Below are 20,390 nucleotides of genomic sequence, written 5' to 3'. Positions count from 1 at the left end.
CTGGCGGCCCTGCCGGCCGTGGCCGCCGGACTGGACGAGTGGGCGGCGGCCACCACGGTCCGCCGGGTCGTGCTCGCCGCGCCCCGCTCGTTCTGCGCCGGGGTGGAGCGCGCCATCCTCGTCGTGGAACGCGCCCTCGAGCTGCACGGACCGCCGGTGTACGTCCGCAAGCAGATCGTGCACAACACGCACGTGGTCGCCGACCTCTCCGCACGGGGCGCGGTCTTCGTCGACGACGTCGACGACGTCCCCGAGGGAGCGGTGACCGTGTTCTCCGCGCACGGCGTCTCGCCCGCGGTCCGGTCGGCCGCCGCCACCCGGCGGCTGTCCGCCATCGACGCCACCTGCCCGCTCGTCACGAAGGTGCACAGCGAGGCCCGCCGGTTCGCCGAGCACGGCGACACCATCCTGCTCATCGGGCACGCCGGCCACGAGGAGACCGACGGCGTCCTCGGCGAGGCGCCCGACCGGATCCGCCTGGTCCAGGACGTCCGGGACGCCGAGCAGGTCCGGGTCGACGACCCGCGGCGGGTGTCCTACCTGGTCCAGACGACCCTCGCCGTCGACGACGTCGCCGACATCCTCGCGGTGCTGCGGGACCGGTTCCCCGACCTCGCCGCCCCGCCGTCCGACGACATCTGCTACGCCACGACCAACCGGCAACGCGCGGTGTCGGAGGTCGCGGCCACCTGCGGGGCGATGATCGTCGTCGGCTCCGCCAACTCGTCGAACTCCCGCCGCCTGGTCGAGGTGGCCGAACGTGCCGGAACGCCCGGGTACCTGGTCGACGGCGCGGCCGGCATCGACCTGCGGTGGCTGGCCGGCGTCCACACCGTCGGCGTGTCCGCCGGCGCCTCGGCACCGCCCGTGCTCGTCGACGAAGTGGTCGGCGCGCTGTCCGGGCTCGGTGCGCAGGCGGCCCGGGAGCACACCGCGGTGAGCGAGGACGTCCGGTTCATGTTGCCCAAGGAGGTACGACAATGAGCATTCCCCTGCGGCAGCGGCTGCGGATCGGCCGGTACCTGGTCGGGCAGAAGCTGCGGCGCCGTGAGAAGTTTCCCCTGCTGGTCGAACTGGAGCCGCTGTTCGCCTGCAACCTCAAGTGCGCCGGGTGCGGCAAGATCGAGCACCCGGCCGACGTTCTCAAGCGCCGCATGCCCGTCGAGCAGGCACTCGCCGCGATCGACGAGTGCGGCGCGCCGATGGTGTCCATCGCCGGCGGCGAGCCGCTCATGCACCCGCAGATCGACACCATCGCCGCCGAGCTCGTCAAGCGCAAGAAGTACGTGTTCCTGTGCACCAACGCCGTCCTGCTGCCGAAGAAGATCGACAAGTTCACGCCGTCGCGGTACTTCTCGTTCACCGTCCACATCGACGGCCTCCGGGAACGCCACGACGCCTCGGTGTGCAAGGACGGCGTGTTCGACGAGGCCGTGGCCGCCGTGCGGGAGGCGCAGCGGCGCGGGTTCCGCGTCACGACCAACACGACGTTCTTCAACACTGACACGCCGCAGACCGTCATCGACGTTCTCGACCACCTCAACGACGAGCTGCGGGTCGACGAGATGATGATCTCGCCGGCGTACGCCTACGAGAAGGCCCCCGACCAGGAGCACTTCCTCGGTGTCGAGCAGACGCGCGAGCTGTTCCGCAAGGCCTTCGCCGACGGCCGGCGCAGACGCTGGCGGCTCAGCCACTCCCCGCTGTTCCTCGACTTCCTCGAGGGCCGGATCGACTTCCCGTGTACCGCCTGGGCGGTGCCGTCGTACTCGCTGTTCGGCTGGCAGCGACCCTGCTACCTGATGGCCGACGGATACGTCAGCACCTACCGGGAGCTGGTGGAGAGCACCGACTGGGAGCGTTACGGCCGGGGCCGCGACGCACGCTGCGCGAACTGCATGGCGCACTGCGGCTACGAACCGACGGCCGTGCTGGCGACGATGTCGTCGCTCAGGCAGTCGCTGCGGGCGTTGCGCGCCGGGTAGCGCGGGCCGGACAGTGTCAGCCGAACCGGGCGGCCAGCCACCGGTACAGTCCGGGGGCCGCCCCGCGGACCGCGACCGGCAGCCGCAACCAGCCGGGTGCGTAGCGCTCGGCGCTGCCGGTCGCGATCGCCCCGACCAGCAGGTCTGCGACCCGGTCCACGGGCAGCGGCCGCGGGCTGCGGCGTTCGTACGGCCGCCCCCGGCGCCGGAAGAACTCGGTCTGGACGACCCCCGGCACGAGCACGCCGATCCCGACGCCTGAGCCGCGCGCCTCCAGCCGCAGGCTCTCGGCGAAGCTGTCGAGGCCGGCCTTGGTCGCCGAGTAGACCGCCTCGCCGGCCACGCCCGTCCGGCCGGCGATCGACGTCACGAACATCACGCACCCGTCCCGGCGGGCGCACATCGCCGGCAGCAGCGCCCGGGTGAGCCGCATCGGCGCGACCAGATTGACCGTGACCAGCCGCTCGATGTCGGGCGGCGCCATCGCGCTGAACGGTCCGGCCCAGCCCACGCCGGCGTTGTTGACGAGGATGTCCACGCCGCCGGCGAGCCGCTCCGCCTCGGCCGCCAGCCGGCTCGCCTCCTGCGGGTCGGCGAGGTCGCCCGCCACCGGGAACCCGCCGGTACGTCCGGCCAACGCCGACAACCGCCGCCGGTCCCGGCCGTGCAGGACGAGCCGCGCGCCCGCGTCGGCCAGCCGCAGCGCCGCGGCCCAGCCGATGCCCGAGGAGGCGCCGGTGACGAGTGCGACCCGGCCCGCGATCCGCATCGGATTCCTTTCTTGACGGGTTAGAAGCACACGCTTCGCGGTAGATCGCCTGGCGTGTCCACCACCGAGTCTGGTCCGGTCCGCGCCGACATGCGTCGCCGCGTCGTGGTGATCTCGGCCAGCGTCGGCGCCGGGCACGACGGCACGACCCGCGAGCTGGCGGCCCGGCTGCGCGACCGTGGCTTCCAGGTCGACTGCATGGACGTCACCGACGTCTTCCCGTGGCGGCTCGGGCGGTTGCTGCGCGGCACATACCACGGCATGCTGTTGCGGCTGCCGTGGATCTACGACGGCCTGTTCGCGATCGCCTGCCGGTTCCGGGGCGCCGGACCGATCACGCGCGCCCTGCTGCGTCCGGTGCGGTCCCGGATGCGCCGGGCGCTGCCCGCCGATGCCGACGCGGTGGTGTCGACCTACCCGATCGCCAGCCAGCTGCTCGGCCCGCTGCGCCGCGACGGGCACCTCGCCGTGCCGGTGATCACCTACCTGACCGACTTCGCCGTGCATCCGATCTGGCTCTCTCCCGGCGTCGACGTCCACTTCGCGGCGCACGAGACCAGCCGCGTCCAGGCGCTCGCCTACGGAGCGAGCGACGTCCGGGTGGCCGGCCGCCTGGTGTCGCCCCGGTGCCGCCCGGCCTCGGCGGCGGCGAAGCGGCGGGCACGGCAACGGTTCGGCCTGCCGCCGGACGGCCGGCTCGCGCTGCTCGTCGCCGGCGCGTGGGGTGTCGGCGAGGTGGCCGCGACGGCCGCCGAGATCGCGGCCACGGGCGCCGCGATCCCGGTCACGGTCTGCGGCCACAACACGGCGCTGCGGCGCCGGCTGACGCGGGCCGGCATCGGGCACGTCCTCGGCTGGGTGGACGACATGCCGGAGCTGCTGCGCGCCGCCGACGTGCTCGTGGAGAACGGCGGCGGACTCACCGCGCTGGAAGCCATGGCCTGCGGGCTGCCCGTGCTCACGTACCGGCCGCTTCCCGGCCACGGCAGGGCGAGCGCGGTCACCATGGCCGAGGCCGGGGTGACCACCCTGGTCAGCGGCCCCGACGAGCTCGGACGGGCGCTCACCGAGGCCGTGGGCGGCGAGGGGTCCCGGCGATCCCGCGACGCCGGGATGGCGCTGTTCGCCGCGGATCCCGCGGCCGGCATCGCCGACGTCGCCGCCGGCGAACGGCCGATGCTCGCCTGCGGCGATGCCGGCCACCGGTGACGGCGACGCCACCGGGCGGGCGTCATGAGTGTCGTCGCGGTTGTCGCAGCGCTGGGCTCGGCGGCCGCCTTCGCCGTCGGTGCCGCACTCGAGCAGAGTGAGGCCAAGAAGGAGGAGCGGGCGACACCGCTCGATCCGCGGCTGCTGCTCCGCCTGGTGCGGCGGCCCAGGTGGCTGCTGGCCTGGGTGCCCGAGGGCATCGGCACCGCGCTGCAGGCCGTGGCGCTCACCTTCGGGCCGCTCATCCTGGTCGAGCCGCTGCTGGTCACCGGCCTGTTCCTGGCCATACCGCTGGCCGCGGCCCTCAACCGGCGACGCGTCCACGCGCGCGACTACGCCGTGGTGGCGCTCGGCGGGGCCAGCCTGGCCGCGTTCCTCATCGCCGCCGATCCCCGCCCCGGCATCACCGAGCCGTCGGTGGCGGACTGGCTGGGTGTCGCGCTGTGGGCCGGGCCGGTGCTCGGGGTGTGCCTGGCCGGCGCATGGTGGGCCGGCAACTCGGTCCGGGCCGTGCTGCTGGGCGTCTCCAGCGGCCTGCTGTACGGCATCGCCGCCTCGTTGCTCAAGGCGTTGACCGAACAGCTGTCCACGGCGCCGCTCGCGATCTTCACCCGCGGGCAGACCTATGCGCTCATCGTCGTCGGGCTCGCCGCGGTGAGCCTCAACCAGAACGCTTTCCAGAGCTCGCGGATCGCCGTGCCGCTCACGGCGATCACGATCGTCGACCCCGCCGTCGGTGTCGCGATCGGCGTCACCGCGTTCCACGAGCAGATCGCCACCGAGGGGCCGCGGCTCGCGATCGAGGTGGTCGCCGTGATCGCCATGATCGGTTGCATCTGGCTGGCCAGCACCACGCGGTCGGACATCCGCCAGCAACAGGCGGAGCCCGGCGGACAGCCGAGCCCGAGCTGACGGCCGCCGGGCAGCAGAGCGGGTGGGTTTAGCGATGACCTGACCCGACATGCAGATGGGGAGGGTGGAACCGGTGCCGGTGGTGCGCCTCGACCAGCCGGGAGGCGGCCACCGCGTAGATGCCGGCGATCATCAGCGCCAGCGCGGCGATCTGTGCGACGATCACCAGCGGCCCGATCCGCACCGCGCCGCCGAGCACGCCGACTCCGATGGCGATCCCGGCCAGCGGCTCCGCGGCGGTCACCGCCGGATACGAGATCGACAGCGGCGCCAGCTTGTAGGCGCTCTGTGCCAGCAATATGCCGACGGCGGCGACCCCCACGACCGCGTACGGCGTCCAGGTCAGCAGCACCGCCGGCAGCCCGTCGCTGAACAGCCGGTGCGCGGCGGTGCTGGTCAACGCCGCCTGAAGCCCGAACAGCATGCCCGCGCCGAGGCCGAGCACGGACGCCTCGTGCTGTGGCCGCAGCCGCCGGGCCACGTGGACCAGTCCCCAGGTGATCAGTCCGATCGCACCCGCGGCGAGCGCCCACTGCCACAGCGGGGCATCCGGCCGTTGGCCCGGCTTCGGCTGCCCGGCCACCAGAAACGTGGCCAGGCCGAGGACGACGGCGAGCGCGCCGATCCACTCGCGGAGGCCGAGCCGGTACCGGCTCCAGATCGCCGCGACCGGCAGCGCGAACAGCAGCGACGTGACCGTCAGCGGCTCCACCAGCGTGACGGTGCCGAGGCCCAGTGACGCCCCGGTCATGATGTTGCCGGCCACCGCGATGCCGAGACCGCACAGCCACAGCCGCTGCCGGAGCAGGTATCCCAGCAGCCGCCAGTGCAGTGTGGCTCCGGCCGGTGCACGCACCGCCGCGCGTTGCTGGATGGCATTGCCGATGCCGCTCAGCGCCGCGGCGCACACCGCCAGGATGTAGATCATCGCCGCGAGCTACCCGACGGCGCGGTGCCGGACATCCGGTGCCGCTGTCATACCCGTCGTTCCTCCTCGCGTCATCGAACCGGCCTCCGTGCGTCGTGCCGGGTCCGGAATGAGGAGGTGACGCCCGAACCGCAAACGAGCGCCACCGACTGTCACCACGGTTCACGCTACCCGCGGCGAGGACGGGACCACCGCCACCACTGGGTGATTGAACGACCCCGGCTCCACCGGGGTCGGTGGCGCCCACCCGCCGGGGCGGGCGCCACGGATGTTCACCAGGTTCACCGCGAAGGCGCCGCCGGTGTCTGTCTGCTACCCGTGCGAGCCGCCGAGAACAGCATCCCGACCGCGGCGAGGCCGAGCAGCAGCGTCACCGCGCCGGTCACCGCGTTGGTCCAGACGACGCCGGCGCTCACCTGCCGGGTCACGAACGGCGCGATGATGACCCAGACGCCGATCGCCGTCATCGCCCAGCTCAGCCGGTACATTCGCGCCGGCGCCCAGGTCAGGCCAAGCGCGATCACACTCACCATGACCCCCAGGATCAGGTTGTTGATCGTTACGCTCGGCGCGGACGTGTTGAAATGCACGATCCATGGGGAAATGGCCAGCCACGCGCCGGCCAGCAGCACCAGTCCGTCGATGACGCTCGCCTGGCCGCTGGCAGTGATTCGCTCGTACCGCTGACGCATCTCGGCGACGTCCGGATGCTCCGAGATCGTCCGGTAATCAGATACCTCGGACATGACGCACCTCCTGAAGCTCATCTGCGTCGTCCTTACGTTTCCCGCTACCCCTTCGGCCACCCGAATGCACGTCGGCTTACACATCCGGCCGGGCGGTTATGCGGGTGATTCAGGCACGCTGAGGTCGCTCCGCCGCACGGCCGCGAGCCGGGTGGACGCCCGCTGCCCCGGCGGAGTGGACGGCCGGGTTCGGGCGCCCGCTCCGCCGAGGCAGACCGCAGGACGTGGTCAGCCGATCCTGCGGACGAGGACCAATCGGGGCCGGGTCAGCACGGCGGTGGCCGCCACGGCGAGCGCGGGCGCGACGAGCACGGTGATGGCCAGCGGCAGCCACGGCACGTGCCACTCCAGGTCCCCGCGGAACGCCACCATCCCGGCGGCGGGCGCGATGCCGCCGACCATGCCGAGCAGCGTGCCGATCCCGACGAGCAGCCCGGCCTGAGCCGCCGCGATCCGCCGCCGCATGCGCGGATCGGCGCCCACCGCGGCCAGCGTGGACAGGTCGTCGCGCATCTCCGAGGTGGCCAGCCCGACCGCGACCGCGCTGGCGGCCAGCGTGACGATGCCGCTGACCAGCGCGAGCACGAGGAACATCGCGCCGTAGTCGCGGCCGTTGACGATCGGTTTCGCGCCGACCGCGGCCTGCGCGGGGTCGGCGCCGGACGGGTCCGTCTCGACCTGGGCGGCCAGCACGCGGGAGTTGGCGGCGGCGAGCTCGGCCGCCGTCGGGGCGCGGGTGGTGTCGATGACGACGCCACCGGGGCTGGTCTGCAGGCCGAGCCGGTTCGCGGTCTGCTCGGACACCACGGCGCCGGGCAGGTCGGTGTAGTAGTCCGGTGCGGGCACCAGGGTGGCCGGCAGCCGCATGTCGTCACCGATCGCGAGCATCCCGCCGGTGGTCAGGGACGGGTAGAACACGACCGCGCCGCCGTCGTGCAGCGCCGCCAGGGCGGCGGGCGGCGCCTCCGTGCCGGTCACCGCCCGGATCAGCTCCGCGCCGCCGACGGCCACGGTCTGGGACGGGAGTGCCGGCACGCCGGTCGTGCCGTATGCCGGTGCCGGCTCAGGCGCCAGGTGCGCGTGATCGACGAGCACCGTGAGCAGCACGCTGCCCCGGGTGGGCAGGGTCCGCTCCACCTCGCGCAGCCGCTCGGGTGTCAGATGGGTGGCGACCTGTGCGGGCAACAGCACCTGGCCGGTGCGCGCGTTGGGCTGGAGCGCCATGCGCTCGGTGCTCTCCGCCGCGTTGTAGAGCATGAGTGCCATGCTGCCGGCGACCGCCGTGCAGACGGCGGCGGCCGAGGCGGCCGTGCGCAGCCGATGCCGGGCCGCATGCCGGGCCGCCAGCCGGACGGCCGGCGGCCACCGCCTCGCGAGCCGGCCGGCCGCGGCGACCAGGACGGGCGCGAACGCGGTGACGCCGAGCAGGATCGCCACCGTACCGGCGGCGACGGTGACGATGCTGCCGGTCGGGCCGGCCGCCTGTACCGCGACGGCGGCGCCGGCGGCGGAGATCAGCACGCCGCCGATCACCCAGCGCAGGTTGCTGGCTCGCGGCGCGGCTTCCCGGCCGGCGAGCGCGGCTCGCAGGATCTGCCGGGACACGGCGCGCGCCGGTCCGAGCGCGGCGAGCAGTCCGACGGCGACGGCGAACAGCGCGATCCCGGCCAGCCACGGCACCGGTACGGCGCCCGGGGTGAGGGGATGGTTGGCGATCCGTTCGACGACGTCGCGGTTGAGCCAATACGTCAGCGCGCCGAGCGCGACGCCGGAGATCCCGGCGAACGCGCCGAGCACCAGCCCGTTGGCGAGCACCATCCGGGCGACCTGGGAGCGCCCGGCACCGATCGCGCTGATCATGGCCAGCTCGCGGCGCTGCCGGCGGGCGCCGATCGCGAACGCCGCACCGGCGAGCAGGGCCACCTGCGTGCCGGCGAACCCGACCACGAGGACGAAGGCCGCGGTACGCGTCGCCAGCTCGGTCGCGCCGGGCCGCACGTCGCCTCGGTAGATGGTGCTGAACGACGAGACACACGTCCGCCCCCCTTCGCCCGCAGGCTGGCAGGACATGTGCTGGGCGGGGTCCGGTGGTGTCCAGCCCGCTCCGCCCGGCGGAAGCTGCACCAGGATGTGCGGGATGTCCCCGGAGAGCCGCTGGTCGGCCGGGCTGATCACCAGCGGGATGCTCAGCTCGCGGGCGGCGTCGATGACGCCCACCAGGGTGCGCTCCACGGGCGGCAGACCGACGGCGAGCCGGTCACCGACGCGGATCCCGAGCGCCGTGGCCAGCGTGGCCGAGACGGCCAGCTCGCCGGGGCCGCGCGGCGCGCGGCCGTCGCGGATGACGAACATGCCCCGGGTCAGTGGCGCCTGCACGTCGACCGCTGCGTAGTCGCGCAGGCTGTAGGTGTCACCCGCGCGGACCACCGTTCGGCCGTAGGTGACCGGGACGGTCCGGCTGCCGGCGGGCAGGGTCGCGAGTACCGTGCCCGCACCCTCCCCGGTGACCTCGTAGTCGGCTCGGCCCAGCCGCCAGCCCGCCTCGGCGTCCGCCGACGTGTAGGTGGCCGCGTAGGACAGGGCGATCACCGTGCCGGCGTACACCGGCAGGGCCAGCATCAGCACGACCAGCAGTGTGCGGGCCTTGCTCCGCCGTGCCGACCGGCGGGCGATCCGTACCGCCACCCGCCACGAGTGGGTCGCTTCGCGAAGGCTCACGAGCTCAGCAACTCCTCGGCGCGGTCCCGCCCGCCGGTGCTGTCGACCATCACCCCGTCGCGCAGGAACACGATGCGGTCGGCCCAGCTCGCGAACCGCGCCTCATGGGTGACCAGCACCCCGGCCGCGCCCGCGTCCACGCGGGCGCGGATCAGATCGAGGACCGCCTGCCCGGTGGCGGAATCGAGCGCCCCGGTCGGTTCGTCAGCAAGCAGCAGCCGGCGCTGACCGATGAGCGCCCGGGCAACCGCCACCCGCTGCTGCTGGCCGCCGGAGAGCTGGTCGGGAAACCGGTCAGCCTCGCCGGCGAGCCCCACCTCTTCCAGCGCGGCGACCGCTTCGGCACGCGCCGACCGGACGGAGACACCGGCCAGTTCTCTGGGCAGGGCCACGTTCTCGGCGGCGGTCAGCCCGGAGACGAGGTTGAAGTCCTGGAAGACGTAGCCGATCCGGTCGCGCCGCAGCCGGGCCAGCGCCGTCGGCGAGAGCGTCTCCAGTGTGGTGCCCTCGACCCGGACCTGGCCCGAGGTCGGAGTGTCCAGGCCGCCGCCGATCGCGAGCAGCGTGGACTTGCCCGAGCCGGAAGGGCCCATCACCGCGACCAGCTCGCCGGCCGCGACCTCCAGGGTCAGGTCGCTCAGCGCGCGCACGACCGTCTCGCCGGACCGGTAGACCCGGCTCACGTCCGTGAAGCGCAACACCGGCTGCGCGCTCACCGCTCGCTCCGCTCCACCGCGCGCCGCGCAGCCGATCGGGCCGCGCGGCGCTGCCGGACGGGAGCGGCGAGCCGGCCGCCGCGGCGCAGGACGGTCGCCTCCACGTGGTCGAGCCAGCGCACCTCGCCCTCCAGCGCGAAGACCACGCTGTCCAGCAGCAGCACGCCGGCCACGTCGTCGACGGCCTCGGCGTCGCGGCGCAGGCTGGTGTAGTCGCGCATCATCCGCAGCGACTCCGTGCGCTGCCGCTGAACCACCGCGGCGACGTCGACCCCGGGCGTGGTCGCCGCCATCAGCAGCTTGACGGCCAGCTCGTTGCGGGGCCGGTCGGCGTCGGTCACCGGCGTGCTGAACCATCCGTCCAGCGCCGACCGGCCGGCCTCGGTGATCGTGTACATGGCACGCCCGTCGGCATTCGTGCCTTCGGCGGCGACCAGGCCGTCCCGCTCGAGCCGCTCCAGTGTCGTGTACACCTGGCCGACGTTGACCGCCCACGTGCCCCCGGTCCGCTCCTCGAACTCGGTGCGCAACTGGTAGCCGTACTTGGGCCCGTCGGCGAACAACGCCAGCAGGCCGAACTTCACGCTCATCCCAACGACCTTATCGAGTAAGTAGTTACCGAGTAAGTAGTATGTGAGCGTGCGGCGCCGCCGTCAACCCGAGGCATGCCGGCGACGCCGCGGATGGTGAAACTGGCTGCCGCCCGCGCCGCCGGGTACGACGCGGTCATCGCCGAGGCCGGCACGGCGTCGGCCGCGGGGGTGCGGGAGGCCCCGCCGGACCGGCGGGCGGCTGCGCGCAGAGCGACTACTTCCCGCCGCCGCAGCGCGATGCCGCACACGCCGCGGTCGGGGCGCCGCCCGGCCGACCCGACGACGTCGTTCGGGGCATCGCCCCCGGGCCGCGGGCCGACGACCCGTGCGGACGGGTCGTCGGCCCGGGACCGCCGGACCGGCCGGCGGACCCGTCCCCGCCAGGGAGGCCCGTCACGCCGGGTCGGGGCTCAGCCGGACCCGGCGCAGCAGTTGCGCGTTGAGGGCGACCACGATGGTGGAGGCGGACATGAGGACCGCGCCGACGGCGGGGCTGAGCGCGACGCCGGCCCAGGCGAGCACTCCGGCGGCGAGCGGGATGGCGACGACGTTGTACCCGGCGGCCCAGGCCAGGTTCTGGATCATCTTGCGGTAGGAGGCACGGGACAGGCGGATCACGCCGCTGACGCCGCGGGGGTCGGAGGAGGCGAGGACGACGCCGGCGGATTCGATGGCGACGTCGGTGCCGGCGCCGATCGCGATGCCGACGTCGGCGCGGGCCAGGGCGGGGGCGTCGTTGACCCCGTCGCCGACCATGGCCACGGTGAGTCCCCGGGCCTGCAACCCGGCGACGGTCTGGTCCTTGTCGGCGGGCAGCACCTCGGCGAACACCTCGTCCAGGCCGAGGTCGGCGGCGACCGCGTCGGCGACCGGCCGGGCGTCTCCGGTGATCATGACGATCTTCCGGACCCCCGCGGCGCGCAACTCGGCGATGGCCTGCCGGGCCTCGGGGCGCACCTCGTCCTCCAGCGCCAGAGCGCCCAGCACCTCGGCCCCGCCGCCGGAGAGCCGCACCAGGTGCAGCACCGCGGCGCCACGGCTGGACCACGCGGCGGTCCGCTCGGCGAGGTCGGCGGGCACGCTCACGGCCAGCTCGCGCAGCAGGGCCGGCCCGCCGACGGCGTAGCGGGTGCCGTCGACGGTGGCCTGCACGCCGCGGCCGGTCAGTGACCGGAAGTCGCTCGCCTTCGCCTGCTTGCCGGCGGCGGCGACGACGATCGCCTTGGCGAGGGGATGCTCGCTGTCGGCCTCCACGCCGCCGGCCAGCCGCAGCACGTCGTCCTCGGTCGTGCCGCCGGCCGCGGCGATGCCGGTGAGCACGTGCGCGCCGCGGGTCAGGGTGCCGGTCTTGTCGAACAGCACCGTGTCGACGGTGCGCATGCGCTCCAGGGCGAGGCGGTCCTTGACCAGGATGCCCGCCTTCGCGGACACCGCCGTGGACAGCGCGATCACCAGCGGGATGGCCAGCCCGAGCGCGTGCGGGCAGGCGATCACGAGGACCGTCACGGCGCGCACCACGGACTGGTCGACGTCGCCGAGCGCCCACCAGACGCCGAACGTGAGGGCCGCGGCGAGGGTGGCGACGTAGAACAGCAGGGCCGCGAACCGGTCGGCCAGCACCTGGGCGCGCCCGCTGGACTCCTGCGCCTGCGCGACGAGCCGCCCGATGCCGGCCAGGGCGGTGTCCTCGCCGACGGCGTCCACGCGCACCCGCAGCGCCGAGTCGGTGGCCACCGTGCCGGCCACGACCCGGTCCCCGGTCCCCCGCCGGACCGGCTTGGACTCGCCCGTGATCATCGACTCGTCCAGTTCGGCCTCGCCGTCCACGACCCGCCCGTCCGCCGGCACCCGGCCGCCGGAACGCACGAGGACCACGTCCCCGACCCGCAGGTGCGCCACCGGCACCGCCTCGACGGCACCGTCCGGTGACACCCGTTCGGCCTCGTCGGGCAGCAGTGCGGCGAGGGCGGCGAGGGCGCCCTGGGCCTGCCCGATCGCCTTCATCTCCTGCCAGTGCCCGAGCAGCATGATGGTGACCAGGGCGGCGAGCTCCCACCAGAAGTCCAGGTGGAACAGGCCGGCGCTGGTGGCCACCGAGGCGGCGTAGGCGACGGCGATCGCCATCGAGATGAGCAGCATCATGCCCGGGGCGCGGTCGCGGACCTCCCGGACGCCGCCGACCAGGAACGGCCAGCCGCCGTAGAGGAACACGACGGAGCCGAGGACGGGGCCGACCCAGGAGATGCCCGGAACGTCGATCCGGTAGCCGAACCAGTCCATCACCATCTCGCTGGTCAGCACGACCGGCACGGTCAGGATCAGGCTCAGCCAGAACTTGCGGCGGAACATCTCCGGGTCGTGCCCGGCGTGCTTGTCATGGCCTCCGCCGTGCCCCCCGTGCCCGCCGTGGGCGTTGTGGGCGCCGGGCCCTGCCGGTGACGGTGCGTGTCCCGCGTGCGGGGCGGCGGCCGGCGCCGCCTCGTCGGTTGCGGGATGGTGGTGACCGCTGTGGGCGCCGACGTGCGCCCTGCTCGGTGCGTCGGACATGGCACCTTCCCTTCGCTCCACCCGAACATACCCCCGGGGGGTACCAGCGACAAGGTCCCGGCAGCGGATGTGACGTCGGCGACGGTTCGAGTGACCCGCGCGGTTTCTGGCCGGATGCACCGGGCTCGCGGTCAAGCCGGGTGCAGGCGCCTGATGTACCGGAGCAGGACGCCCACCAGGGTCAAGGCTAGTAGCAGGCAAGCGGCCGTCTCGTACATCTGGAACCGCCAGTAGCGGCTGCCGGGCTGATACGTGACGAGTTGCCGCAGCCCCAGTTGGTTGATGGCCTCGGTGCACGCGGCCGGCGAGCTTGACGTGTCGAGGCAGGCCTGCGGGGCGGGCCCGGTGAACGGCCGGCCGGCCCGGTCGACGGTGCGGACCGAGGTGATCCATCCGCCCGGGATGCTCACCGGTGTGGACACCGTCATGGTGCGGCCGTCGATCGTGATCTGGTGCGGCGTGCCGGGACCGAGCGCGAGCGGAACGGTGGTGGTCGCCGGGTCGTCGTAGTGCTCCCGCACCACGGTCGGGACGACGAGCTGCGTCACGGCGACGACGGCGAGCGTGACCGCCATCGCCGGCACGGTCCGGCGAACCAGCGCGCCGGCGCCGACGCCGACGGCGAACGCGAACATGGCGTGGCCGACCGGGGCGAGGTCCCGTGCGCCGAAGATCACCGGCATGAGCCGGTTGGGCAGGCCGAGGCCCACGTCTGCGCCGGGGAGGCCGTCGGCCCGGTCGATGGGTCCGGACCACCAGGTGATCGCCCAGCTGAGCAGGGCGGTGACGATCGCCGCGGTCCCGCCGACAAGGGCGAGCTTGACGCACAGCCAGCGGATGCGGCTGACGCTCTGGGTCCAGGCTAGGCGGAACGTGCGCGCTTCGAGCTCCCGGGCGACCAGCGGTGCGCCCCAGAACATGCCGATCACCGCGGGCATGAGGTACAGGATCGCGATGCCGGCGAAGAACACCAGCGGGTAGACGTCGTCAGCCTGCACGCCGCCGGCAAAGGCGCGCTGCGCGGCAGCGCAGTCGCCGTCGGTGACGCAGGTGCCCAGGCCGCTGGTGGCGTAGACGTGGGCGAGGCCCGGGCCGGTCACGGCGAGGACGGCGGCGAGCACCGCGAGGCAGCCGATCGCCGCCCATGCCTGGGCGCGGAACTGCCGCCAGGTCAGCCAGATCATGCGGTGGTCTCCGTTCCGGCGTGCCGGTCGCGACCCATGATTGCCAAGACGAGGTCCTCCAGGCCGGTGCCGGCCTGCCGGGCGGCGAGCAGGTCGGCGATCCGCCCGGCCGCCTGAACCCGGCCGCCGTCGAGCACGATCAGGTAGTCGCAGATCCGCTCCAGGTCGGACACGAGGTGCGAGGACAGCACGACGCTCATCTCGCGGGCAGCGACGGCCTCGGCGAGGTCGTCGAGGAAGTCCCGCCGGGCCAGGGGGTCGAGGCTGGCGGCCGGTTCGTCGAGCACGAGCAGGTCCGGGCGCTTGGCCAGGGCCAGGGTCAGGGCGAGCTGTGCGCGCTGCCCGCCGGACAGGCGCCCGGCCCGCCTGCGGTGGTCCAGTCCCAGCCGCCGCACGCGGCCGTTCGCGTACACCGAGTCCCAGGTGGGGTTGAGCTTGGCACCGAGCGTGAGGTGTTCGGCGACCGACAGGGTGGTATACGCCGGTGCGTCCTGGGCGACGAACCCGATCCGGACCCGGCTCGACGCGGGCGGCCCGCCGAACACCCGCACCGTGCCGCTGGTCGGGGCGAGCAGCCCGACCGCCAGGTTCAGCAGCGTGCTCTTGCCGGCGCCGTTGGGCCCGACGAGCCCGACGACGTGCCCGGCCGGGATCGACATCGTGCAGGCATGGAGGGCCCACCGGCCCCGGTACCGCTTGCCCAGCATCTGGGCGTCGACGACAGCCGTCATCGTCTCGTCCTCCTTGCGTTCGCGGTCGGTACCACCGTGCGCCCGGCAAGGTGCCCGGGTCGTCGGGCCTGGGTCCAGACTTTCGCGGTGCCGATCGGCCTCAGGTACACCCCGCCGCGTCGGCCTGCGGTCCGACGACGAGCGTCCCGCCGGGCGTTAGCGTGTCCCGTATGGAGAGCCACGCGAAGGAGCGCATGACCGCCGCCCAGTGGATCGCGATCGACTGCGTGACGGCGCCGGCGCTCCTGGCCGGCTCCACGGCGCTGACTCGGATGTCGGCGGGGCCGCAGGGTCCGTCCTGGGCGTTCTGGGCCGGCCTGGCGGCGGCAGCGGCCGCCGGGGCCCTGCGGCGCAGGCGGCCGATGGTCGCGCTCGGTCTCGCCGTGCTCGCCGGGCCGGTCGCCATGGGTGCCGGGGCATTCCCGGCGCCGTGGGTGGTGGTCGCCTTCGTGATGTATCTGGTGCCGTTGCGGTTCCCCCGCCCTGCGGCACTGCGGGTGCTCGCCGGCACGCTGCTGCTCTGCGCTGCTGGGCTCGTCATCGCCCCGCCGGGCGGAGCGGGCCCGAACCGGCTCGGGTCGCTGCTCGAAGGCGCGCTGCTGGTGTCGGTCGCGTGGGCCGTCGGCCATGCGGTCATGCAGCAGCGGTTGCACACCGCGCAACAGGCCCAGCGGCAGCTGACCGAGGAACGCCTGCGGATCGCCCGCGAGCTGCACGACGTGGTCGCCCACACGATGAGCGTGATCGCGCTGCAGGCAGGCGTGGCCAACCACGTGTCCGCGGAGCGCCCGCAGGAGGCGCGCCGGGCACTGTCGTCGATCGAGGAGGTGAGCCGGGCCGCGCTGCAGGAGATGCGCGCGTTACTCGGCGTTCTGCGCGCGCCGGACGAGCCGGTCCGGCCGGCACCGGGCCTCGCGGACGTGCCGGCGCTCGTCTCGCAAGCCGCCAACGCCGGCGTCAACGTCGACCTGGAGGTCACCGGCGAGCATGCCGCGCTGCCCGACGGCGTGGACCTCGCTGCCTATCGTGTCGTGCAGGAGGCCATCACCAACGTCATCAAGCACGCCGCGACAGACCGCTGCCACGTGCGCATCGACCGCGGTCCGTCCACGGTCACGGTGCGGGTGACCGACCGGGGCCGGGGCGCCGGAGCGGCCGCTGCCGGCCACGGCATCACCGGGATGCGCGAGCGGGCCCGCATGTACGGGGGGACCCTCGAGGCCGGGCCGCCGCCGGATCAGCGGGGCTTCCGGATCACCGCCACCTTCCCGGTCCCCCAGCCGGAGCACGCATGATCCGGGTGCTGGTCGCCGACGATCAGACGCTGGTCCGCGGCAGCATCCGGGTCCTGGTCGACACGGCACCGGACCTCACCGCGGTCGGCGAGGCCGCCACCGGCGCCGACGCGGTCGACCTCGCCGTCCGCGAACGACCCGACGTGGTGTTGATGGACGTCCGCATGCCCGGCCTGGACGGCATCGAGGCGACCCGCCAGATCTGTGTCCGGCCGGACACGACCGCGGTGAAGGTCATCATCCTCACCACGTTCGACATCGACGAGTATGTCTTCGCCGCGCTCCGGGCCGGCGCCAGCGGCTTCCTGCTCAAGGACACCCGCCCCGCCGACCTGCTCACCGCGATCCGCGTCGTCGCCTCCGGCGAGTCCCTGCTCGCGCCGAGCGTCACCCGGCGGCTCATCGAGGAGTTCGTCCGCCGCCCGGAGACCGCTCGGCAGCCCGCCGCCGACCTCGCCGACACCACCGACCGGGAGCGGGAGGTGCTGACCCTGGTCGGCCTCGGCCTGTCCAATGCCGAGATCGCCGCACACATGCACGTCAGCCTGTCCACCGCGAAGGCCCACATCGGCCGGCTCCTCATGAAGCTCGATGCCCGGGACCGCGCCCAGCTGGTCATCGCCGCCTACAGCACGGGTCTGGTCCGGCCACCGGCTCGTTGACCCGCTCGGCGCCGCCAGCCCGCGGCCGCGTCGGCTACGCCGAGGTCCCGGCCGGCCGAGGCGTCGCGCCCCGGGTCACCGTTGCCCGGAAACAGAACGCCAGGAGGAACGACAGGCAGAGGGTGTAGAGGACCGGATACCAGATCAGGACGTCGAACAGGACGGGCACGAAGGCTGTGCCGCTCGCTTCGCTCCACCCGCGGTACGGCAGCATGCTGACCCAGTACGCCAGCCATGGGTTGCCCGTGGGACCGGCGCCACTCATCGACACCAGCATCGTCGTCGCGAGCAGCGGCAGCGTGAGGGCCCCGACCACCGCGGCGGCCAGCGCGGCCGGGCGCCGGTTGCGGCGCACCAGGGCGACCACCAGCGCGGCCAGTCCGGCCGCCGCCGTGACGAACGCCGCCGTGCTCGCGACCTCCGCGATGCGATCGGTCCGCCCGGCCAGCAACTGGACCAGGTGGGGCACGGTGAAGAGCGCCAGCGCGGCGCCGATCACCACGGTCGCCGAGCCGAATCCGCCGCCGCGTCTGGCGCACAGCAGGCCGGCGATGAGCCCGACGGGGACGATGGCTGACGGCACCGCGCTGAACCCCAGCAGCGGCACGGCCAGGCACACCAGCACGGTGGCGGCGGCGACCGTCAGCCATCGGGGCGTGCGCCGCAGTGCATCGGGCAGGTCGGCGGTCACGAGCTTCTCCGTTCGATCCGTCAGCGCGGACCAGGCCACGTCGGTGAGGTCGCGCACCGGGGTGCGCGACCGTTCCAGCAGCAGGGCGATCTCCTCGCCGTAGCGATCGCGGACCGCTCGCGGGTACAGCGCGAGCACGACCGCGTGCAGCCGGCGCATCAGGTCACCGCCAGGCGACGCAGGCCCACCGCGGTCATCGACCTGGTGCGCTCCAGTTCCGCCTGGAGCGACTGCCGTCCCACGGGAGTGAGCTGATAGGGCTTGCGCCGGTCCTGGGCCGCCAGGGCCTCGATGAGCCCACGCTCCTCCAGGCGCTTGATCGCCCCGTACAACGTGCCGGGTCCGGGACGGTCGCCGGTCAGCATGCCGATGTCCTCCTGGATGGCATAGCCGTGCTTCGGGCCGTCCGCCAGGCTGATCAGGACGAGCAGCCCGGGCTCGGAGAACCTGCCCAGCTCGGAAAGACCCACGGGAATCCCCTCCTACTACGTAGGACGTAGTATCGCCGTGCGTAGTAAGAGGTGTCAAGCCATCGAGGGGCGTTCCCGCTCAGGAACGGGGGGTCGTGGACAGCTCGTTCGGGAACGCGACGTGGGTGAGGTCCTCGGAGATCCGCCAGACGCGTTCGGCGTCGTCCTCGCTGCGGAGCCGGGAGTAGAGGGCCTGCTCGGCGGGGGCGCCGGAGATGTGCTGGAAGCCGCCGGGACCGTACAGGCGGGCGCCGCGCGCGTCCGGGGAGGTCGCCGCGTACAGGGCCGGGAGCAGCGCGGTCTCGACCGTTCCGAAGAGGATGCCGCGGCTACCCAGCGCGCGGATGAGGCGGCCGCCGATCGTGGGTCGTGGCCGGCCGACCTCGGGGCGGGCTTGCAGGAGGCTGGTGGCGGCGACGCCGGGGTGCGCGATGTTGCTGGTGATGCCCCAGCCCGCGGCCGTGCTGCGCCGGTCCAGCTCGAGCCCGAACAGGCCGAACGCGATCTTCGACTGGCTGTACGCGCGGAACCCGTCGTAGGACCGTTCCCAGCTCAGGTCGTCCCAGTTGATGGCGTTGCGGTTCACGGCGATGCTGATCTGCGAGGTCACCCGGGCACGGCCCGCGCGCAGCAGCGGCAGCAGGTGACCCACGAGCGCGAAGTGACCCAGGTGGTTCGTGCCGAACTGCAGCTCGAACCCGTCGGCGGTGCTCTGCCGGTCCGGTGGCGTCATCACGCCGGCGTTGTTGACGAGGATGTGGATGGGACGGTTGTCGGCGCGCAGCGCGGCGCCCAGCGCGGCGACCGAGCCGAGCGACGCCAGGTCGAGCTCCCGCAGGGACAGCACGGCGTCCGGGTGCTGTTGCCGGATCTTCGCGACCGCGGCCTCGCCCTTGCGAAGGTTCCGCACCGGCATGACGACCTCGGCACCGGCGGCGGCGAGGCGGGTCGCCAGGCCCAGGCCGACGCCGTCGCTCGCGCCCGTGACGACGGCGAGCTTCCCGGAGAGGTCGGGAGCGGAAAGGTCGGGAACGGAAAGGTCAGGAACGGTGACGTCCGGCCGTGTGCGTGCCATGTGCGCTTCCTCGCTTCTCGTGACCGATGTGATCCCAGGCTGCGCCCGCTCCGCGGGGTTATCCACGGCCTCTCAATCCCAGGCTGCGCCCAAGCGGCGGTGGTAGAACGGGAACAGCACCAGGTCAGGAAGGAAGCAGCCGTGATCGATCGAGCCGGGCTCGCCGAGTTCCTGCGCCGCCGCCGGGCGTCGCTGCAACCCGAGGACGTCGGTCTCCCGCGCGGGCAGCTGCGCCGGACCGACGGATTGCGGCGCGAGGAGGTCGCCACGCTCTGCCACATCTCCGCCGACTACTACAGCCGGCTGGAGCGGGAGCGCGGCCCGCACCCGTCCGAGCAGATGATCGCCTCGATCGCGCAGGGCCTGCATCTGTCCCTCGACGAACGCGACCACCTGTTCCGGCTCGCCGGTCACCAACCGCCCACGCGGGGGTCGACCAGCGAACACGTCAGTCCCGGCCTGCTGCGCATCTTCGACCGGCTCACCGACACCCCCGCCGAGATCGTCACCGAGCTCGGCGAGACGCTGCGGCAGACCCCGCTCGGCGTCGCCCTCACCGGCGACCTCACCAGATTCACCGGCCCGGCCCGCAGCATCGGCTACCGCTGGTTCACCGACCCGGCCTGCCGGGCGCTGTACCACCCCGACGAGCACGCGCTGCATTCCCGGGTCTTCGCCTCGGGGCTGCGCACGACGGTCACGCTGCGGGGGCCCGACTCGTGGGCCGCCCACCTCCAGCGCCTCCTGTTCGCCCGCAGCGAGGAGTTCCGGACCGTCTGGAGCGAACACGAGGTCGGCGTCCGCTACAACCACGTCAAGCGGTTCATCCACCCGGAGCTCGGCTCGCTCGAGCTGACCTGCCAGGCACTGCTCGACCCCGAGCAGTCGCACTCCCTGCTGGTCTACACGGCGGTCCCCGGCAGCGAGAGCTACGAGAAGCTGCAGCTGCTCTCCGTCATCGGCGCCCAGTACGGCATCCCGCAGCACGCTCCGGACGCGTGACGATCCGCGCCGCGGTGCGGGACCGCCACGAGCGATCCACGTAGCTTCCGGCCATCACTCTCTGCTACATACCGCACCGGCACGACGATCGGCCCGGCTCCGCTTCGAGTGCCATGAATTACAGGTAGAGGGCTTGGCACGGCTCGTACCGATCAGT

General features: G+C 73.4%; 19 protein-coding genes. 7 read left to right on the top strand and 12 right to left on the bottom strand.

Going from position 1 to position 20,390, the window contains the following annotated elements; genetic code table 11:
* Positions 1-30 precede the first annotated feature (30 nt).
* Together IEZ31_RS59420 and hpnH are read left to right on the top strand one after the other, a co-directional pair.
* On the top strand, positions 31-984 hold the full coding sequence (locus IEZ31_RS59420) for a 4-hydroxy-3-methylbut-2-enyl diphosphate reductase (RefSeq protein WP_373294683.1): 954 nt from the start codon (positions 31-33) through the stop codon (positions 982-984).
* Positions 981-1,985, top strand: a complete 1,005-nt coding sequence (gene hpnH, locus IEZ31_RS24955) for an adenosyl-hopene transferase HpnH (RefSeq protein ID WP_190252392.1) — start codon at positions 981-983, stop codon at positions 1,983-1,985. Before IEZ31_RS59420 ends, hpnH begins: the two co-directional genes overlap by 4 nt.
* Positions 1,986-2,001: 16 nt before the next feature.
* Here the strand turns inward: hpnH and IEZ31_RS24950 are convergent, their stop codons facing one another.
* Positions 2,002-2,754 (bottom strand): SDR family NAD(P)-dependent oxidoreductase, encoded by a 753-nt coding sequence (locus IEZ31_RS24950; protein ID WP_190252391.1) that lies wholly within the window; start codon positions 2,752-2,754, stop codon positions 2,002-2,004.
* A 54-nt stretch (positions 2,755-2,808) separates the two neighbouring features.
* Between IEZ31_RS24950 and IEZ31_RS24945 the strand changes: the two genes are divergently transcribed.
* Positions 2,809-3,963 (top strand): MGDG synthase family glycosyltransferase, encoded by a 1,155-nt coding sequence (locus tag IEZ31_RS24945; RefSeq protein WP_190252390.1) that lies wholly within the window; start codon positions 2,809-2,811, stop codon positions 3,961-3,963.
* Positions 3,964-3,987: 24 nt separating this feature from the next.
* Complete coding sequence (locus tag IEZ31_RS24940) at positions 3,988-4,875, top strand: DMT family transporter (RefSeq protein WP_190252389.1); 888 nt, start codon at positions 3,988-3,990, stop codon at positions 4,873-4,875.
* Between the two features lie 28 nt (positions 4,876-4,903).
* Here IEZ31_RS24940 and IEZ31_RS24935 read toward each other — a convergent pair whose 3' ends face one another.
* From IEZ31_RS24935 to IEZ31_RS24905, 8 genes are all read right to left on the bottom strand, one after another.
* The gene (locus IEZ31_RS24935) at positions 4,904-5,803 is read right to left on the bottom strand and encodes a DMT family transporter (RefSeq protein WP_190252388.1); all 900 of its coding nucleotides are present in this window, start codon (positions 5,801-5,803) and stop codon (positions 4,904-4,906) included.
* 281 nt (positions 5,804-6,084) lie between these two features.
* Positions 6,085-6,549: an SPW repeat protein gene (locus tag IEZ31_RS24930; protein WP_190252387.1), complete on the bottom strand. Its 465-nt coding sequence runs from the start codon at positions 6,547-6,549 to the stop codon at positions 6,085-6,087.
* Between the two features lie 228 nt (positions 6,550-6,777).
* Positions 6,778-9,267: an FtsX-like permease family protein gene (locus IEZ31_RS24925; protein WP_190252386.1), complete on the bottom strand. Its 2,490-nt coding sequence runs from the start codon at positions 9,265-9,267 to the stop codon at positions 6,778-6,780.
* Positions 9,264-9,983, bottom strand: a complete 720-nt coding sequence (locus IEZ31_RS24920; RefSeq protein ID WP_229835813.1) for an ABC transporter ATP-binding protein — start codon at positions 9,981-9,983, stop codon at positions 9,264-9,266. Before IEZ31_RS24920 ends, IEZ31_RS24925 begins: the two co-directional genes overlap by 4 nt.
* Positions 9,980-10,573, bottom strand: a complete 594-nt coding sequence (locus IEZ31_RS56790) for a PadR family transcriptional regulator (protein WP_229835812.1) — start codon at positions 10,571-10,573, stop codon at positions 9,980-9,982. Before IEZ31_RS56790 ends, IEZ31_RS24920 begins: the two co-directional genes overlap by 4 nt.
* A gap of 396 nt (positions 10,574-10,969) precedes the next feature.
* A complete protein-coding gene (locus IEZ31_RS24915; RefSeq protein ID WP_190252384.1) occupies positions 10,970-13,123 on the bottom strand; it encodes a heavy metal translocating P-type ATPase in 2,154 nt (717 codons plus the stop codon).
* A 131-nt stretch (positions 13,124-13,254) separates the two neighbouring features.
* Positions 13,255-14,307, bottom strand: coding sequence for an ABC-2 membrane transporter-related protein (locus tag IEZ31_RS24910; protein WP_190252383.1), 1,053 nt, complete (start codon positions 14,305-14,307; stop codon positions 13,255-13,257).
* The gene (locus IEZ31_RS24905) at positions 14,304-15,038 is read right to left on the bottom strand and encodes an ABC transporter ATP-binding protein (RefSeq protein ID WP_190252382.1); all 735 of its coding nucleotides are present in this window, start codon (positions 15,036-15,038) and stop codon (positions 14,304-14,306) included. The genes IEZ31_RS24910 and IEZ31_RS24905 overlap by 4 nt, the downstream gene beginning before the upstream one ends.
* 170 nt (positions 15,039-15,208) lie before the next feature.
* Between IEZ31_RS24905 and IEZ31_RS24900 the strand changes: the two genes are divergently transcribed.
* Both IEZ31_RS24900 and IEZ31_RS24895 read left to right on the top strand, forming a co-directional pair.
* The gene (locus IEZ31_RS24900; protein ID WP_190252381.1) at positions 15,209-16,333 is read left to right on the top strand and encodes a sensor histidine kinase; all 1,125 of its coding nucleotides are present in this window, start codon (positions 15,209-15,211) and stop codon (positions 16,331-16,333) included.
* Positions 16,330-16,995, top strand: a complete 666-nt coding sequence (locus IEZ31_RS24895) for a response regulator (RefSeq protein WP_190252380.1) — start codon at positions 16,330-16,332, stop codon at positions 16,993-16,995. Before IEZ31_RS24900 ends, IEZ31_RS24895 begins: the two co-directional genes overlap by 4 nt.
* Before the next feature lie 34 nt (positions 16,996-17,029).
* Here IEZ31_RS24895 and IEZ31_RS24890 read toward each other — a convergent pair whose 3' ends face one another.
* The 3 genes from IEZ31_RS24890 to IEZ31_RS24880 form a co-directional block, all read right to left on the bottom strand.
* The gene (locus IEZ31_RS24890) at positions 17,030-17,845 is read right to left on the bottom strand and encodes a hypothetical protein (protein ID WP_190252379.1); all 816 of its coding nucleotides are present in this window, start codon (positions 17,843-17,845) and stop codon (positions 17,030-17,032) included.
* Positions 17,845-18,156 (bottom strand): PadR family transcriptional regulator, encoded by a 312-nt coding sequence (locus IEZ31_RS24885; RefSeq protein WP_190252378.1) that lies wholly within the window; start codon positions 18,154-18,156, stop codon positions 17,845-17,847. Before IEZ31_RS24885 ends, IEZ31_RS24890 begins: the two co-directional genes overlap by 1 nt.
* 79 nt (positions 18,157-18,235) lie before the next feature.
* Positions 18,236-19,231, bottom strand: a complete 996-nt coding sequence (locus IEZ31_RS24880; protein WP_190252377.1) for an SDR family oxidoreductase — start codon at positions 19,229-19,231, stop codon at positions 18,236-18,238.
* A 141-nt stretch (positions 19,232-19,372) separates the two neighbouring features.
* Between IEZ31_RS24880 and IEZ31_RS24875 the strand changes: the two genes are divergently transcribed.
* The gene (locus IEZ31_RS24875; RefSeq protein WP_190252376.1) at positions 19,373-20,233 is read left to right on the top strand and encodes a helix-turn-helix transcriptional regulator; all 861 of its coding nucleotides are present in this window, start codon (positions 19,373-19,375) and stop codon (positions 20,231-20,233) included.
* The last annotated feature ends 157 nt before the right edge of the window (positions 20,234-20,390 follow it).

It is taken from the genome of Dactylosporangium sucinum (assembly GCF_014647515.1).
Lineage (GTDB): Bacteria > Actinomycetota > Actinomycetes > Mycobacteriales > Micromonosporaceae > Dactylosporangium > Dactylosporangium sucinum.
This window is presented reverse-complemented; position numbering and strand designations above follow the sequence as displayed.

Bases quoted from the DNA above. Each gene is read 5' to 3' on its own strand.
- hpnH (WP_190252392.1), top strand. From the start codon at position 981: ATGAGCATTCCCCTGCGGCAGCGGCTGCGGATCGGCCGGTACCTGGTC.
- IEZ31_RS24950 (WP_190252391.1), bottom strand. From the start codon at position 2,754: ATGCGGATCGCGGGCCGGGTCGCACTCGTCACCGGCGCCTCCTCGGGC.
- IEZ31_RS24940 (WP_190252389.1), top strand. From the start codon at position 3,988: ATGAGTGTCGTCGCGGTTGTCGCAGCGCTGGGCTCGGCGGCCGCCTTC.
- IEZ31_RS24935 (WP_190252388.1), bottom strand. From the start codon at position 5,803: ATGATCTACATCCTGGCGGTGTGCGCCGCGGCGCTGAGCGGCATCGGC.
- IEZ31_RS24930 (WP_190252387.1), bottom strand. From the start codon at position 6,549: ATGTCCGAGGTATCTGATTACCGGACGATCTCGGAGCATCCGGACGTC.
- IEZ31_RS56790 (WP_229835812.1), bottom strand. From the start codon at position 10,573: ATGAGCGTGAAGTTCGGCCTGCTGGCGTTGTTCGCCGACGGGCCCAAG.
- IEZ31_RS24915 (WP_190252384.1), bottom strand. From the start codon at position 13,123: ATGTCCGACGCACCGAGCAGGGCGCACGTCGGCGCCCACAGCGGTCAC.
- IEZ31_RS24910 (WP_190252383.1), bottom strand. From the start codon at position 14,307: ATGATCTGGCTGACCTGGCGGCAGTTCCGCGCCCAGGCATGGGCGGCG.
- IEZ31_RS24905 (WP_190252382.1), bottom strand. From the start codon at position 15,038: ATGACGGCTGTCGTCGACGCCCAGATGCTGGGCAAGCGGTACCGGGGC.
- IEZ31_RS24900 (WP_190252381.1), top strand. From the start codon at position 15,209: ATGGAGAGCCACGCGAAGGAGCGCATGACCGCCGCCCAGTGGATCGCG.
- IEZ31_RS24895 (WP_190252380.1), top strand. From the start codon at position 16,330: ATGATCCGGGTGCTGGTCGCCGACGATCAGACGCTGGTCCGCGGCAGC.
- IEZ31_RS24890 (WP_190252379.1), bottom strand. From the start codon at position 17,845: ATGCGCCGGCTGCACGCGGTCGTGCTCGCGCTGTACCCGCGAGCGGTC.
- IEZ31_RS24880 (WP_190252377.1), bottom strand. From the start codon at position 19,231: ATGGCACGCACACGGCCGGACGTCACCGTTCCTGACCTTTCCGTTCCC.